This window comes from Methanocalculus sp. MC3, from assembly GCF_054767395.1.
This window is the reverse complement of sequence record NZ_BAABMP010000001.1, coordinates 405,885-420,416: the sequence shown is the minus strand read 5'-3', so window position 1 is coordinate 420,416 and position 14,532 is coordinate 405,885. Positions and strand designations below refer to the sequence as shown.

Annotated in this window: 19 protein-coding genes and 2 tRNA genes; all 21 read left to right on the top strand. The window is 53.6% G+C overall.

Annotation, left to right across the window (positions count from 1 at the left end; translation table 11 throughout):
- Window positions 1-44: 44 nt before the first annotated feature.
- The 21 genes from ACYUBO_RS02165 to ACYUBO_RS02065 all read left to right on the top strand — a co-directional run bounded on the left by ACYUBO_RS02165 (window position 45) and on the right by ACYUBO_RS02065 (window position 14,529).
- Window positions 45-1,022 carry a deoxyhypusine synthase gene (locus ACYUBO_RS02165; RefSeq protein ID WP_460372019.1) on the top strand — a complete coding sequence of 326 codons (978 nt, stop codon included), beginning with the start codon at window positions 45-47 and terminating at the stop codon, window positions 1,020-1,022.
- A gap of 97 nt (window positions 1,023-1,119) precedes the next feature.
- Window positions 1,120-1,204, top strand: a tRNA-Ser gene (locus ACYUBO_RS02160).
- A 27-nt stretch (window positions 1,205-1,231) separates the two neighbouring features.
- A complete protein-coding gene (locus ACYUBO_RS02155; RefSeq protein WP_300331604.1) occupies window positions 1,232-1,681 on the top strand; it encodes a 30S ribosomal protein S13 in 450 nt (149 codons plus the stop codon).
- A 13-nt stretch (window positions 1,682-1,694) separates the two neighbouring features.
- Window positions 1,695-2,240 carry a 30S ribosomal protein S4 gene (locus ACYUBO_RS02150; protein ID WP_300331601.1) on the top strand — a complete coding sequence of 182 codons (546 nt, stop codon included), beginning with the start codon at window positions 1,695-1,697 and terminating at the stop codon, window positions 2,238-2,240.
- A gap of 2 nt (window positions 2,241-2,242) precedes the next feature.
- The gene (locus ACYUBO_RS02145; RefSeq protein ID WP_292736998.1) at window positions 2,243-2,638 is read left to right on the top strand and encodes a 30S ribosomal protein S11; all 396 of its coding nucleotides are present in this window, start codon (window positions 2,243-2,245) and stop codon (window positions 2,636-2,638) included.
- The gene (locus ACYUBO_RS02140) at window positions 2,638-3,465 is read left to right on the top strand and encodes a DNA-directed RNA polymerase subunit D (protein ID WP_460372016.1); all 828 of its coding nucleotides are present in this window, start codon (window positions 2,638-2,640) and stop codon (window positions 3,463-3,465) included. Before ACYUBO_RS02145 ends, ACYUBO_RS02140 begins: the two co-directional genes overlap by 1 nt.
- The gene (locus ACYUBO_RS02135) at window positions 3,466-3,828 is read left to right on the top strand and encodes a 50S ribosomal protein L18e (RefSeq protein WP_300333716.1); all 363 of its coding nucleotides are present in this window, start codon (window positions 3,466-3,468) and stop codon (window positions 3,826-3,828) included.
- Between the two features lie 6 nt (window positions 3,829-3,834).
- Window positions 3,835-4,257 (top strand): 50S ribosomal protein L13, encoded by a 423-nt coding sequence (locus tag ACYUBO_RS02130; protein WP_300333719.1) that lies wholly within the window; start codon window positions 3,835-3,837, stop codon window positions 4,255-4,257.
- Between the two features lie 14 nt (window positions 4,258-4,271).
- Window positions 4,272-4,673, top strand: coding sequence for a 30S ribosomal protein S9 (locus ACYUBO_RS02125; protein WP_300333722.1), 402 nt, complete (start codon window positions 4,272-4,274; stop codon window positions 4,671-4,673).
- A gap of 31 nt (window positions 4,674-4,704) precedes the next feature.
- Window positions 4,705-4,893, top strand: a complete 189-nt coding sequence (locus ACYUBO_RS02120) for a DNA-directed RNA polymerase subunit N (RefSeq protein WP_300333725.1) — start codon at window positions 4,705-4,707, stop codon at window positions 4,891-4,893.
- A gap of 3 nt (window positions 4,894-4,896) precedes the next feature.
- A tRNA-Pro gene (locus ACYUBO_RS02115) sits at window positions 4,897-4,971 on the top strand.
- A 32-nt stretch (window positions 4,972-5,003) separates the two neighbouring features.
- Window positions 5,004-5,198: a DNA-directed RNA polymerase subunit K gene (locus tag ACYUBO_RS02110; protein WP_300333730.1), complete on the top strand. Its 195-nt coding sequence runs from the start codon at window positions 5,004-5,006 to the stop codon at window positions 5,196-5,198.
- The gene (gene eno, locus ACYUBO_RS02105; RefSeq protein ID WP_460372013.1) at window positions 5,195-6,385 is read left to right on the top strand and encodes a phosphopyruvate hydratase; all 1,191 of its coding nucleotides are present in this window, start codon (window positions 5,195-5,197) and stop codon (window positions 6,383-6,385) included. The genes ACYUBO_RS02110 and eno overlap by 4 nt, the downstream gene beginning before the upstream one ends.
- Window positions 6,382-7,005 carry a 30S ribosomal protein S2 gene (gene rpsB / locus ACYUBO_RS02100; RefSeq protein WP_300333119.1) on the top strand — a complete coding sequence of 208 codons (624 nt, stop codon included), beginning with the start codon at window positions 6,382-6,384 and terminating at the stop codon, window positions 7,003-7,005. Before eno ends, rpsB begins: the two co-directional genes overlap by 4 nt.
- Window positions 7,006-7,046: 41 nt before the next feature.
- The gene (amrB, locus tag ACYUBO_RS02095) at window positions 7,047-7,835 is read left to right on the top strand and encodes an AmmeMemoRadiSam system protein B (RefSeq protein ID WP_300333116.1); all 789 of its coding nucleotides are present in this window, start codon (window positions 7,047-7,049) and stop codon (window positions 7,833-7,835) included.
- 1 nt (window position 7,836) lies between these two features.
- Window positions 7,837-8,706 (top strand): mevalonate kinase, encoded by an 870-nt coding sequence (gene mvk / locus ACYUBO_RS02090; RefSeq protein ID WP_300333113.1) that lies wholly within the window; start codon window positions 7,837-7,839, stop codon window positions 8,704-8,706.
- Window positions 8,699-9,460 (top strand): isopentenyl phosphate kinase, encoded by a 762-nt coding sequence (locus ACYUBO_RS02085; protein ID WP_460372010.1) that lies wholly within the window; start codon window positions 8,699-8,701, stop codon window positions 9,458-9,460. The genes mvk and ACYUBO_RS02085 overlap by 8 nt, the downstream gene beginning before the upstream one ends.
- Complete coding sequence (fni, locus tag ACYUBO_RS02080) at window positions 9,457-10,518, top strand: type 2 isopentenyl-diphosphate Delta-isomerase (protein ID WP_460372008.1); 1,062 nt, start codon at window positions 9,457-9,459, stop codon at window positions 10,516-10,518. Before ACYUBO_RS02085 ends, fni begins: the two co-directional genes overlap by 4 nt.
- Before the next feature lie 11 nt (window positions 10,519-10,529).
- On the top strand, window positions 10,530-11,870 hold the full coding sequence (locus tag ACYUBO_RS02075; protein ID WP_300333092.1) for an RNase J family beta-CASP ribonuclease: 1,341 nt from the start codon (window positions 10,530-10,532) through the stop codon (window positions 11,868-11,870).
- Window positions 11,871-11,885: 15 nt separating this feature from the next.
- A complete protein-coding gene (locus ACYUBO_RS02070; RefSeq protein ID WP_460372005.1) occupies window positions 11,886-12,848 on the top strand; it encodes a polyprenyl synthetase family protein in 963 nt (320 codons plus the stop codon).
- Between the two features lies 1 nt (window position 12,849).
- Window positions 12,850-14,529, top strand: coding sequence for a glutamate--tRNA ligase (locus tag ACYUBO_RS02065; RefSeq protein ID WP_460372003.1), 1,680 nt, complete (start codon window positions 12,850-12,852; stop codon window positions 14,527-14,529).
- Window positions 14,530-14,532 lie beyond the last annotated feature (3 nt).

The window sequence follows — 14,532 nt, the reverse complement described above, 5'->3', positions numbered from 1 at the left end:
CCTTCATCCCTGCATTTAATACTTCACGCAGCAATGTAACTGGCATGGAGCTGACCCCCACCACTCCGGTGAAACCAACCGAGCGGATCGCCGATCTCCTCGATTCGATGAGCAGAACCGGTTTTCAGGGACGAAAACTGGGTGAAGCGTACATCATCTGGAGAGAGATGATTGCCGATTCTGACTGCACAATCCTTCTTGGCGTCTCAGGTGCGATGGTCCCTGCAGGTATGCAGGAATGCCTTATTACGCTTGCTGAGCGGCATTTCATTGACGTTATCGTCTCAACAGGCGCAAATATCTTCCATGACATCTGCGAGCATCTTGGTATCAGGCACTATCGGGGCCATCACCATGTCGATGATGCAGCACTCTTTGAGAAGGGGATCGACCGCATCTATGATGTCTTTGCCTATGAAGAACAGTTCAGGGATGTCGATCAGCAGGTTGCTGACTTTATCGATTCGATCGCCCCGTTCCAGGGCTCAAGCCGCGAGCTGATCAAACGGCTTGGAGAATGGCTCATCGAGACCAGGCCGGAGGGCCGGTCCCTGACCGCCACCTGTGCCAGGGAAGGCATACCCATCTTTGTCCCTGCACTCGCAGATTCATCCATTGGGATCAGCATGGTTATGGCCCGGAGAGCAGGAACAAGCGTACATATTGATCAGATCTCAGATACCGATGAGATCACCCGGATCGTCGAGAAGGCAAAGAAGACCGGTGTCGTCTATATTGGCGGCGGCGTTCCGAAGAACTTCATCCAGCAGACACAGGTGATTGCATCCATTCATAAGAGCGATCTCGGCGGCCATGCCTATGCCATCCAGTTCACCACAGACGCCCCCCACTGGGGAGGGCTTTCAGGATGCACCTTTGAAGAGGCGATAAGCTGGGGAAAAGAAGCGATCACCTGCCCCCGTGTCCAGTGTTTCTGCGATGCAACTATCGCCATCCCCATCATGACCTCAGCACTCGTCTCCTCAGGCTGTGTGCGGCAGAGAAAGGATGACAACCCATAACCATTAATACCCTTTTCTTCCAATAGTATAGAGCACTCACTTTATGGAGCGGTGTCTATTCACGCACTGCGAGTGTCGAAAGATGCGAAATGACTCTGTTGAGGTAGCCAAGCCTGGTATGGCGCAGGTTTGCTAAACCTGTGTCCCCCTGGGACTCGAGGGTTCAAATCCCTCCCTCAGCGCTCCAAGGAGAATAAGAGGAATAAAACATGGAAGAATCCGAACTGAATTACTTCGTACGCGTCAGTAATACCGATCTCGACGGCACCAAGCAGGTCCAGATCTCACTGACGGGCATCAAGGGCGTGGGAATCCACACCGCGCTCGTTCTGGCACGCAAGGCCGGCGTCAACACCCATGATCTGATGGGAAAGCTCTCTGATGAAGAGGTTGACCGGATCCGCGCAGCTGTGGACGAGTACGTAGAGACAGTCCCGACCTGGATGATGAACAGACCAAAAGATCTCTATACCGGACAACCCCGTCACCTCCTCGGTGTCGATGTCTCCCTCACCCTTGATGAGGACATCAATATCATGAAGAAGATGCGCTGTTACCGGGGCATCAGGCATGAGACCGGCCAGAAGGTACGCGGACAGCGGACCAAGGCAACCGGAAGAACCGGAACAACGGTCGGCGTATCCAAGAAGAAGAAGTGAGGGGTGAGTACATATGGGATATCCAGGAAAGAACCACAAGCAGTACCAGTCTCCAAAACGCCGTTTTGAAAAGGCGCGGATTGAAGACGAACGGAATATTGCAATCACGTTTGGACTCAGGAACAAAAAGGAGATCTGGAAGGCAACCCATATCCTCCGTCGCCACAGGCAGGGTGCAAGGGATATTCTTGCAATGAGCTCGGGCGGTATTGAAGAGGCACGGGTTGAGGCACGCCGCGAAGAGCTGCTCCAGCACCTCCAGAGATATGCCCTTGTCAGCGCAGGAGCCACCATCGACGATGTGCTCTCACTGAAAGTCAGCCATATCCTTGAACGCCGTCTCCAGACGATCGTCTACAGGAAAGGACTTGCCCGCTCACCAAAACAGGCCCGCCAGCTGATCAACCATGGTCACATCGCAATCAACGGCAGGCGCATGTCAATTCCGGGATACATGGTTCCACGAGCCGAAGAGGATCAGATCAGCTACTATGGAACATCTTCGCTTGCAAAGGAGAGCAACCCCGAGCGGGGCCGTATCAATAATGTGAGGGTCTGAAGATGGCAGCTGAGAATGACAAATGGGGTATTGCCCATATCTATGCATCATTTAACAACACGATCATCACCGTGACCGATCTCTCCGGTGCAGAGACTATCTGCAAGAGCAGTGGCGGCATGGTCGTGAAGCAGGCACGGAACGAGAGTTCGCCCTATGCAGCAATGCAGATGGCAATCAATGTGGCACAGGCTGTCCGTGACAAAGGGTTCGTCGGCCTGCATGTAAAGGTCAGGGCACCCGGCCGCGGCAAACAGCGGAGTCCGGGACCAGGAGCACAGGCAGCGATCCGGGCACTATCCCGTGCCGGTATCCGCATTGGCAGGATCGAAGATGTCACCCCGGTCTCACACGACAGTATCCGGGCTCGCGGTGGCAGGCGGGGAAGGAGAGTCTGATGGAGATCGTATTCGGCAGGGTCGATGACTCAATCGTACAATTTACCCTGAGCGGTGCCTCCGAATCATCTGCAAACGCCCTCAGGCGGGCGATGATCGGTGAGGTTCCAACACTCGCTATTGAGGATGTCAGGATCTATGACAACACCAGCGTCCTCTTTGACGAGATGCTTGCACACCGGATCGGCATGATCCCAATCAAGACCGATCTTAGCAGATTTGTCAGGAAAGATGCATGCAAATGCGAGGGAGCCGGCTGCCCGCTATGTCGGGTCATATTCACTCTGACCGTTGAGGGGCCGTGTACGGTCACCTCAGGGGATCTCGTCTCAGAGGATCCGGAGACAGCCCCTGTCGATACGAATATTCCTCTCGTAAAACTCTGGAAAGACCAGAAGCTTGTCATTGAGGCGGTCGCATACCTGAACACGGGGTCAGAGCATGCAAAATGGCAGGCGACCATTGCATGCGGATACAAACAATATCCTGTGATCGAGGTAACCGACCAGTGTGACGGATGCGGGATGTGTGTCGAAGAGTGTCCGCGGGCGGTTCTTGAAGTCAAAGGACAGACAGTTCGTGTCGTTGACGGAAGATTAGAGGTATGCTCTCTCTGCAAACTCTGCGAGAAAGCATGCATCGGAACCGGTATCGGGGATGAATCGGCCATACACGTCAAAACAGACAAGACAACATACCTCTTTACAGTCGAGAGTGACGGATCGCTTCCGGCACAGCAGATCGTCGAAGAGGGTATCCGATATATCAGAAAACGATCTGATGAACTCATAGAATCTTTACAGGAAATATCAATGGAGGGACAGTAGATGAAGAGAACGGGCAAGACTAACCCGCGCCTGACAGATCTCATCAGGATGCTCAGGAGTGTATCCCATGAGAGTGAGGCACAGATCTGGCGTGAGATTGCAAAGAGGCTCGACACGTCCAGCAGTAATTATGCTGAGGTCAACATCGGCAAGATCAACCGCTATGCACAGGAAGGCGAGATCATCCTCGTCCCCGGTAAGGTGCTTGGAAGCGGAGTGCTTGAGCATTCGGTGAGAGTAGCAGCATTAAACTTCTCCGATTCAGCCCGTGAAAAGATCGCACAGGCGAGCGGTGATTGTATGACGATTGAAGAACTGGTATCGGCAAATCCAAAAGGAAGCCGTGTCCGGATACTGAGGTGAAGAGCAATGGTAACGATCATCAATGCAGAAAATCTCCTCCTCGGAAGGCTTGCGAGCATCGTCGCAAAGCGGGCACGCAATGGCGAGGAGATCGCCATTGTCAATGCCGAGAAAGCAATCCTCTCGGGAAGCAGAGCAGAAATCCTCCAGAAATACCATCAGCGAAGGGTTCGCGGATCTGTTGAAGGCGGACCGTTCTTCCCACGCCGGCCTGACGACATCATGAAGCGGTCAATCCGCGGGATGATTGGGTACAAGACAGGTCCGGGTGCAGATGCTTTCCGGAGAGTCAAAACCTATGTCGGAGTTCCGGAAGAGTTTGCCGGGATGGAGATGGAAGTGCTTGAGGAAGCACACCGGAACAGGTTAAGCAAGCCAAGGTACGTTACGCTTCAGACCATAAGCCAGAACCTTGGAGCTAAATTCTAAGCAGAGGGATTGAATTGACAAAGATAATCAATACAAGCGGAAAGAGAAAGACTGCGGTCGCTCGCGCCACCCTGCGTGAAGGTAAAGGCAGGATCAGAATCAACTCGGTTCCTCTCGAAGTATATGGGTCTGAACTGATCAGGATGAAGATCGCAGAAGCACTCGTCCTTGCACCAGGTATAGCAGATACAATCGACATTGATGTCGATGTATCCGGCGGAGGGATCATCGGACAGGCAGAGGCGATCAGGACGGCACTTGGCCGTGGCATCCTCGGCTGGACAAATGATCCGGCGATCAAAGAGGTGTACCTTGCATATGACAGGACCCTTCTTGTGAATGATTCACGCCAGAAAGAAGCGAAAAAGCCTCATGGACGCGGTGCACGGAAGAGATTCCAGAAGTCGTACCGTTAAATATAAGCAGACTAATAAGGAATCGGGGACAATGATACCTGTACGATGTTTCACCTGTGGAAAGGTCATTTCCACGGCATGGGATGAGTTTAAAGAGCGAAAAGCAGCAGGCGAGGATCCAAAAGAGATCCTCGATTCCCTCGGTTTGGAACGGTACTGCTGCAGAAGGATGCTCCTCTCGCATAAGGAGATTATTAATGAGCTGTATCCCTACCAGTAAGGGGGGGTCGTGGGGTAGCCTGGACTATCCTATTGCGTTCGGGACGCAGTGACCTGAGTTCGAATCTCAGCGACCCCATTTCTGTTCAAAAAATTTTACGGATGATTATCATGATATCCTACACTCGATATGAGCGAGCCAGGATCATAGGAGCACGGGCTCTCCAGATATCGATGGGGGCCCCGGTTCTTGTGAGAACAGGACGCATTGATCCCCTGGAAATTGCACTTGAGGAGTTTGAGCAGGGACTTATTCCCATCACCGTCAAGCGCCATTTCGGGGAGAGGGAAGTCGTGGTGACATGACGGCAATAGAAGCAGTCACACTCAGAAGCATCCTCGACAGCCGGGGAAACCCGACTATTGAGGCTGATATATGGGTGGAAGGTGGATTTGGTCGTGCAGCTGCTCCAAGCGGCGCAAGTACCGGAACCCATGAGGCTGTTGTACGGCCGCCAGAAGAGGCGATTCCTTTCGCATACACCACCGTCATCCCCGAGCTGATCGGCCTTGACTCCCATGACCAGAGGAGCTTCGATCGTATTCTTCGCGAATGTGATGGAACCGGCAACTTTGGATCAATCGGAGCAAATATCGCCGTTGCGCTCTCTCTTGCAAATGCAAAGGCGGCTGCATCGGCATATAGCATGGAGCTCTTCACATATCTCGGGGGAGTCTTTGCCGAAGATGCACCACTTCCGCTTGGCAATGTCATCGGTGGCGGGGCACACGCACCAGGTGCAACTGAGATCCAGGAGTTTCTGGTCATTCCGATCGGGGCATCCTCCACAAGAGAAGCTGTCTTCACGAATGCCCTCGTTCACAAGGAGGTCAAAAAACTCCTGACTGCACAGGGGATCACCTGTGGAAAAGGTGATGAAGGGGCATGGGCGCCACAGATCACCGACACGGAAGCCCTTGACCTGATAGGTTCAGCCATAGACACCGTCTGCGATGAGACCGGCGTTACCGTTGCCATCGGCCTTGATGTTGCGGCAACCGAACTCTGGGATGGGGAGCGGTACATCTACCGTGAACGGAGCCGGACCACCGAGGACCAGATCGCCTATATCGCCGATCTCGTCGATGAATACGGCCTTGTCTATGTCGAAGATCCACTCCACGAAGAGGATTTTGAAGGGTTCTCCAACCTCACAGACCAGGTCAATGACAACTGCCTCATCTGCGGAGATGATCTCTTCGTCACAAATCCTGAGCGTATCCAGAACGGCATCGAAATTGCATCTGCCAGTGCCGTTTTAATCAAGCCAAACCAGATTGGAACACTCACCGATACCTTCGAGGCAGTCCACCTTGCAGAGCGGTTTGGCCTGGAGACGGTGATGAGCCATCGGTCGGGAGAGACGACAGATGAGACCATCGCCCACCTCGCTGTTGCATTCGGGTGCATCTACCTGAAATGCGGCATCGTCGGAGGCGAACGAATAGCGAAACTGAATGAATTAATACGTATTTCGGAGAATTTTGAATGAGCGAGAATGAACTTGATATCGAACTGAACGAACCTCTTGTACCGGTTGAGGAGTACCTTGCAGCAGGCGTTCACATTGGGACACAGCAGAAGAGCAATGAGATGATGAACTTCATCTACCGGGTTCGTGGAGACGGACTCTACATCATTGACATCAGAAAGACTGATGAGCGGATCAAACAGGCAGCAACATTCCTCTCAAGGTTTGAAGCACCAAAGATCCTGGTAGTTACCTCACGACAGTACGGCCAGTATCCTGCACGCAAATTTGCTGATGTAATCGGTGCAATGGCCTCAACCGGACGATTTATTCCGGGCATGCTGACAAATCCGGCCTTAAACGAGACCACGCTGAACAAGTACATCGAACCGGATGTCGTTATTGTCACTGACCCGATCGGTGATGCACAGGTTGTTCGTGAAGCGGTACAGAGCGGTATTCCGACAATCGCCCTCTGTGATACAAACAACAGCCTGCGAAATATCGATCTCGTCATTCCAACAAACAATAAAGGCAGAAAAGCTCTCTCCATGATCTACTATCTCCTTGCAAAGGAGATGCTCAGGATTCGCGGTGTCACAACATCGCTCACCCCGGAAGACTTTGAGACCGATATTTAAATAGTCTGAAGAACAACTGCCAGATGAGGTGGGGGAGACCTATGGAGATCCGTAACTGTAGAATGGCAGGGATGTTTTATCCGAAAGAGCCCGGGCACCTTGAACAGGTGCTCGAGATGTTCTTCAAGACAAAAACAGACCGGCTTCACCCCCTTGGCATTGTTGTACCTCATGCCGGGTATCCATATTCAGGTGCTGTAGCAGCCCGGGGTTATGGATGCATCGATCCGGGTTTTTCCGGTACATTCATTGTCATCGGCCCGAGCCATCGCGGGTACCGCACCTGTGTCTCAACACTCCCCTGGGAGACGCCACTTGGGATCATCACCAATGATGAGAGGCTCTCTCTTGCACTTGAAATTCCGGTTGATGAGGATGCTCACCAGGAAGACGAGAACTCGCTCGAGACACAGATGCCATTCATCAAATACCGGTTTCCACGTGCCAGAATCACCCCGATCCTGATGGGCGATCAGTCTCCGGAAGAGGCAGAAAGACTATCAGGGAGGATACTCTCGGCACTTCAGAAGACAAAGAAAGAAGCAATCATCGTCGCATCAAGTGATTTTTCACATTATATCCCACGAAGCGAGGCTGAAAAGCTCGATTCAAAGGCAATCGAAGCAATTCTTTCACTCGACAGCGATGAACTCTACCAGCGTATCACAAAGCTCGGCATATCAGCATGCGGCTATGGCCCCATTGCCACGATGATCCGTGCCACGTCCGATCTCGGTGCCGAGAAAGGTATACTCCTCTCATATATGACAAGCGGCGATGTGACCGGGGATCCTGAAGTCGTTGGTTACGCAGCCATTGCGGTGGTATAGGTTGGCAACATGGAGCGCACCAGGTAAAGTCTTCCTCTTTGGTGAACACGCGGTCGTCTATGGGAAACCCGGGATCGCAATGGCGATCAAGCCCCGTGTCATGGTTACAGTCAGGAAGGCGAAACGACAGAAGAAACCAAACTCTACCTATATAGCCGAATGTTTCAGGCAGATGGGTGTTTCGGGTTCGGTATATGTCAGGTCCCAGCTTCCAAGCTCTTCGGGGCTTGGCTCATCTGCTGCTGTGACGGTTGCCACCCTTTTTGCTATCAACGATGAGTTTGATATCGGGAAAAGCCCGGATGAACTTGCCCTGATGGCTCACAGCGTGGAGAAGAATGTCCAGAACGGGCGGGCAAGCGCAACAGACACCTATGTCTCAACAGTCGGGGGCATGGTGCTCATCACCGGCAACACAAAACGGAGGCTCCCGCCGCCGCAGATCCAGCTCGTTATCGGAAACAGCCTCACCCATCACAGCACATCAGGGATGGTGGCACGGGTTGCAGACCTGAAGAAGACACGGCCGCAGATTGCCGATCCGATCATCGATGCAATTGCTGCTGTAACAAAATGTTCGATGCACCATTTCAATAACCCGCGTGAGCTTGGTAACCTGATGAATATGAATCATGCGCTGCTTGAGGCGCTCGGAGTCGGCCACCCGCAACTCTCCCGCCTCGTCCTTGCTGCACGGGCAGCAGGCGCACTCGGTGCAAAAATGACCGGTGCTGGCGGTGGCGGATGCATGTTCGCACTCTGTTCAAAGAGTGCCAAGACAAGGGTCGCCGGTGCTATCGAGGCATGTGATGCCCGTGCAATCATCACCAGCATCGATACCCAGGGTGTACGGAAAGAGAAAGATGAATAATATGCTTGTACTCAAACTCGGCGGATCTGTAATCACCGAGAAGCAGAGTGCCGGTGTGATCGACCATACCCGGCTCACCGCGATAGCGGAGATGATCGCATCTCATCATGACCATCCGCTCATCCTCATTCATGGTGCAGGCTCATGCGGCCATCCCGAAGCAGAGAAGTATGAAATTCAGGGTGGAGTCGGGCAGACAAATGCGATAGGTGTCGGTGAGACCCACCGGGCGGTGGCAGGCCTGAATGCCACTGTAGTATCGGTCCTGCGGGATGCCGGACTCGATGCGATCGGAGTCCATCCACTCTCCGGATCACTCGCCGAGAACGGCAGGCTTATCTCTTTTGAAACAGGACACCTGGCAAAGATGGCAGAACTCGGACTCGTTCCGGTGCTGCATGGCGATGTGGTGATGGACCGGGCAAAGGGGGCATGCATTGTTTCAGGGGACCAGCTTGTGCTCAGGATAGCAGAAGGCGTGGCCCCCTGCCGTGTCGGCCTTGCAACAGATGTTCCCGGTGTCCTCTCTGGCGGGAATGTTGTCAGGACGATCAGCCGCGGTACTTTGAACGGAATTGATCTTGGCAATTCACAGAAGACCGATGTCACCGGCGGGATGCGGGGGAAGGTGGAGGAACTCCTCACCCTCGCAGATGCGGGGATCATCTCTTCAATATTCCATGTTGACCGCCTCGGAGCATTTCTTGCAGGAGAAGAACATGGAGGAACCACCATCATGGGGGCAGATGTATGAGCCGGAATGAAACCACCACATCACGGAAGCTCGATCACCTCAGGATTTGTAGTGAGGAAGATATCGAGGCAGGTTCAGGTGGATTTTCTGATATACGGATCGTCCATGCCGCCCTTCCCGAATGCGATATGGACGGAATCGATCTCTCATGCCAGTTCCTTGGACATTCTCTCTCTTCCCCCCTCTTCATTGCTGCAATGACGGGTGGCCATCCCGGCACAACAGAGGTAAACCGCTGCCTGGCACGGGCAGCTGAACAGTATGGGTGTGCCATCGGGGTCGGCTCCCAGCGTGCGGCACTTGAACGGCCGGATCTTGCCGGTTCATTCAGGGTTGTCCGTGAAGAGGCGCCAACAGCATTCATCGCAGCCAATATCGGGGCTGTCCAGCTCCGTGAACAGGGAACAGCATGGGCAGAGAAAGCCATCTCCATGATCGATGCTGATGCAATTGCAATCCACCTGAATTTTCTTCAGGAGGCAATTCAGCCGGAAGGGGATCGTGATGCAACCGGGTGTCTCGATGCAATCGAAGAGCTCTGCTCCGATGCATCTGTTCCGGTGATCGTCAAAGAGACTGGATCAGGTATCTCGCGTGAAACCGCACGCCTTCTCTGGAATATCGGGGTGAAGGCGATCGATATCGGCGGCCACGGGGGAACCTCCTGGGCAAAAATAGAAGGAATACGGGAGAGGGAGATGAACGATCCCACACTCACCCGTCTCGGTGATGACTTCATTGATTGGGGCATACCAACGGTGGTTAGCCTGATCGAAGTCAGAGAGACCGGAGGGCCGGTTATTGCAACCGGCGGCGTCAGAAGTGGCGTTGATATTGCAAAGGCCCTCGCACTCGGAGCTGATATGGCAGGGATGGCACTCCCGCTCCTCGCACCCGCGATGGAGAGTGATTCTGCACTCGCAGCTGCCATCGACCATATCCACAGACAACTGAAAACAGCGATGTTCCTCTCGGGGGCACGGACAGTACGCGAAATGCGGAGAGTCCGGACCTATATCACCGGAGAGACTCGCACAATGATACAAAAATACGATTAGAGGTACAATTTATGGAGATAGAAGTAATTACCGTCGGCGGATACGAAGAAGTCGGTCGGAATATGACCGCAGTTCGTTGCGGTAAGGATATTGTCATCTTTGATATGGGCCTGCGCCTTGACCGGATCATGATCCACGAGGATGCCGAAGTCGAGAATATGCATTCTCTTGACCTGATCCAGATGAAAGCAATCCCTGATGATACTGTGATGAACGGGATCGAGGGAACAGTCAAGGCTATCGTCTGCACACACGGGCATCTTGACCATATCGGTGCACTTCCAAAGCTCGCCCACCGGTACAATGCCCCGATCATCTCAACACCGTACACCACCGAGCTGATACGGCAGCAGATTGCAGGAGAGCAGAAATTTGGTGTGAACAACAAGCTCTTTGCCCTGAAGTCAGGCGGCAGGTACACCATATCACAGAACCTGACACTGGAGTTTGTCCGGACACAGCACTCGATCATTGATTCCGTGATGGCGGTGCTCCACACACCCCATGGTGCGGTCATCTATGCAAATGACTTCAAGCTCGACAGAACACCGGTCATCGGGGAGCCGCCGGACTTTGCCCGCCTCACCCAGATCGGAAAGGAGGGCGTCCTCCTTCTCATCACCGAGTGCGTCAACATCACCTCAAAGGGAAGGGCACCAAGCGAGCGGATCGCCCGCGATCTTGTACGCGATGTGATCACCAGTTTTGAGGATGATAAAAATGCGATCCTGGTCACCACCTTCTCCTCCCATGTTGCCAGGCTGAAGACACTCACCGAGTGCGCCCACGAGATCGGAAGAAAACCTGTTCTTCTGGGCCGTTCGATGGAGCGGTACTCAACGACTGCCGAACAGATGAAACTGGTTGCATTCCCACGATCCACCTCCGTCTTTGGAAACAGGAGGACGGTTGACCGCATATTCAGGAGAATGATGAAGGAAGGGAAGGAGAAGTTCCTGCCGATCATCACCGGCCACCAGGGCGAGCCAGGATCGGTTCTGACCCGGATTGGTGCAGGAGACACGCCGTACCGCCTTGAGAAGGGAGACAAAGTCCTCTTCTCAGCAAAAGTGATACCAAACCCGATGAACTACGGGCAGCGGTACCTCACCGAGACACGGCTCAGGATGACCGGGGCACGGATCTTTGATGAGCTTCATGTCACCGGGCATGCATATCGGGAGGATCATTATGATTTCATTCATATGCTCAACCCCCAGCATATCATCCCCTCACACGGAGGTCTCGAGATGACCGCGGCATATGCGGAGTTTGCATCAGAACTCGGGTACACGCTCCACAAGGATGTCCACCTGATGACGAATGGCCAGCGGCTTCTGGTACACAAATAATCCGAGGAAAAAAGAATGGATCTACAAGAATACCTTAAATCAGTTGAGAGTCTCGTAGACAAGTCCTTATTCAGGTACTTCGGGGATGCACCCGGAAAACTGGATAAGGCAAGCGCCCATCTCCTTCTTGCAGGGGGAAAACGGCTCAGGCCTGCAATGGTGATGCTCGCAGCCGAAGCGGTGCAGAAGAGATCATCAGATCGGATCTTCCCTGCTGCACTCGCACTTGAACTGACCCATACCTTCACACTCGTCCATGACGACATCATGGACAATGACTCATTCCGCCGGGGTGTTCCAACAGTTCATACTGTATGGGATGAAGCAACAGCAATTCTCGCAGGTGATGTCCTCTATGCACGTGCATTTGAACTGATCTGCAAGGCAGAGGCAGATCCGGCTTCCAAGGTGCGTGCTATCTCGATGCTTGCCAAAGCATGCGAAGAGATCTGCAGCGGCCAGTCTGATGATATGGCATTTGAAACACAGGATGAGGTCACACGCGGCGAGTACCTGGATATGGTCAGGAAGAAGACCGGGGCACTCTATGCGGCTTCTGCCGGGATCGGAGCGATCCTCGGCGGGGGTTTACCACAGCAGGCCGAGGCACTTCATAACCTTGGCATGACGACCGGGATCGCATTCCAGATCCAGGACGATCTGATCGATCTCCTGACACCGAAGGGCACAAGCGGGAAAGACCGGGCATCTGATCTCAGGGCCGGGAAGAAGACCCTGATCGCAATCGTTGCAGCAGAGAAGGGGATCGATCTCGCCCCATACAAGAGGAATCTCACTGATGATGAGATCGATTATGTCATCCAGGAGCTTGAAGCAGCAGGTGTTATTGACGAGGTCCGGCAGATCGCTCTTGATCTTGTTCATAAAGCAAAAGCAGGATTATCAGTCCTTCCCGAGTCCGAAGAGAAACAGCTGATCATCGAGATGGTCGATTTCTTCGTGACCCGGGGGTTCTGAGATGGACGGAGAGATCCGCCGGATCCTCGAAGAGTATGCACTCCAGAATGCAGTAAAGCATAAGAGTGTCCCGCGGGCCGGGGCTGTGATCGGGGCTGTCCTCGGATCGCATCCCGAACTCAGGAGCAGGGCACAGGAACTGAACGGAATGATCCAGTCGGTGCTTGCCGATGTCGAAGCACTCTCCCCCGAAGAGCGGGAGGCGAGGCTTCTCTCTCTTGCACCCGATCTTATAGCCTCGATGCACCAGAAGAAAGAGCGGTCTTGCGAACTCCCCCCGCTCCCTGATGCCGATGGCGGGGTGGTGATGCGGTTTGCACCAAACCCTTCAGGTCCGCTCCATCTTGGCCATGCCCGTGCATCCATCTTAAATGATGCCTATATCCGCCGATATGGCGGGAAGTATATCTACCGGATAGAAGATACCGATCCAAAGAGGGTTGATCCCGATGCCTACCAGATGGTGAGAGAGGATCTTGAATGGCTTGGGATTGGGATATCAGATATCATATACCAGAGCGACCGGCTCGATATCTACTATGAGTATGCCCGGCAGCTGATCGAGCTTGGGGGGGCCTATGTCTGCACCTGTGAGGCTGAGCGGTTCCGCGAGCTGAAGATTGAAAAGAAAGCATGCCCATGCCGCATCAAGACACCAGAAGAGAATCTTCTCCGCTTCGGGCAGATGTTCGATGGCACCTTCGTTGAGGGGCAGGCAACAGTCCGGATCAAGACCGAGATCGACCACCCCGATCCGGCGATCCGGGATTTTTCAGCGATGCGTATCGTGAACAGCACCATCCATCCCCGTGTCGATGCAACCGTCTATCCCCTGATGAATTTCTCAGTGGCAGTCGATGACCATCTCCTCGGGATGACTCATGTGATCCGGGGAAAGGATCATATTGCCAATACCCGGCGGCAACGGTATATCTTTGATTACTTCGGGTGGAAACCGCCACACTATCTCCATTATGGGCGGATGTCCATCGAAGGGCTTGTCCTTTCGACCTCATCGATGCATCAGGGAATCAGTGAGGGAATCTACTCGGGCTGGGATGATATCCGGCTTGGGACGCTCCGTGCTCTCGCACGCCGCGGAATCCTTCCTGAGGCGGTGCGTGCTGCGATCACCGAGATCGGGATCGGAGAGACCGATATCTCGTTCTCATGGGATAACCTCTTTGCAAAGAACCGCGACATCATCGATAAGGAGTCAAACCGCTACTTCTTCGTTCCTGAGCCGGTATCTCTCCGGGTGGAGGGAGCCCCGGACCAGATTGCTGAGGCACCCCGCTATCCGGGTGATGAGGAACGGGGATTGCGGAAGCTTCACTTCACGGGAGAGGTGCTCATCCCTGCATCCGAGATAAAAGATGGTGGCGGGATGATCAGGTTAAAAGATCTCTTCAATATCAGGATCACCGGCGATCAAAATGCTGAGTATGCCGGAGATTCGCTTGCCGATGCGAGGGCTTCGAAAGCCCCGATCATCCAGTGGCTCCCGCCGGAAGCGGCGGTTCCCTGCCGTATCCTCACTCCGGAAGGAGTTCTTGAAGGATATGCCGAGGCTGAGGCGGCAGACTTTGCAGGCAGAACCATCCAGTTCGAGCGGGTCGGTTTTGTCCGGATCGATTCTGTGGAGAAGAACTCGATCACTGCCTACTTCACCCACCGGTGAACT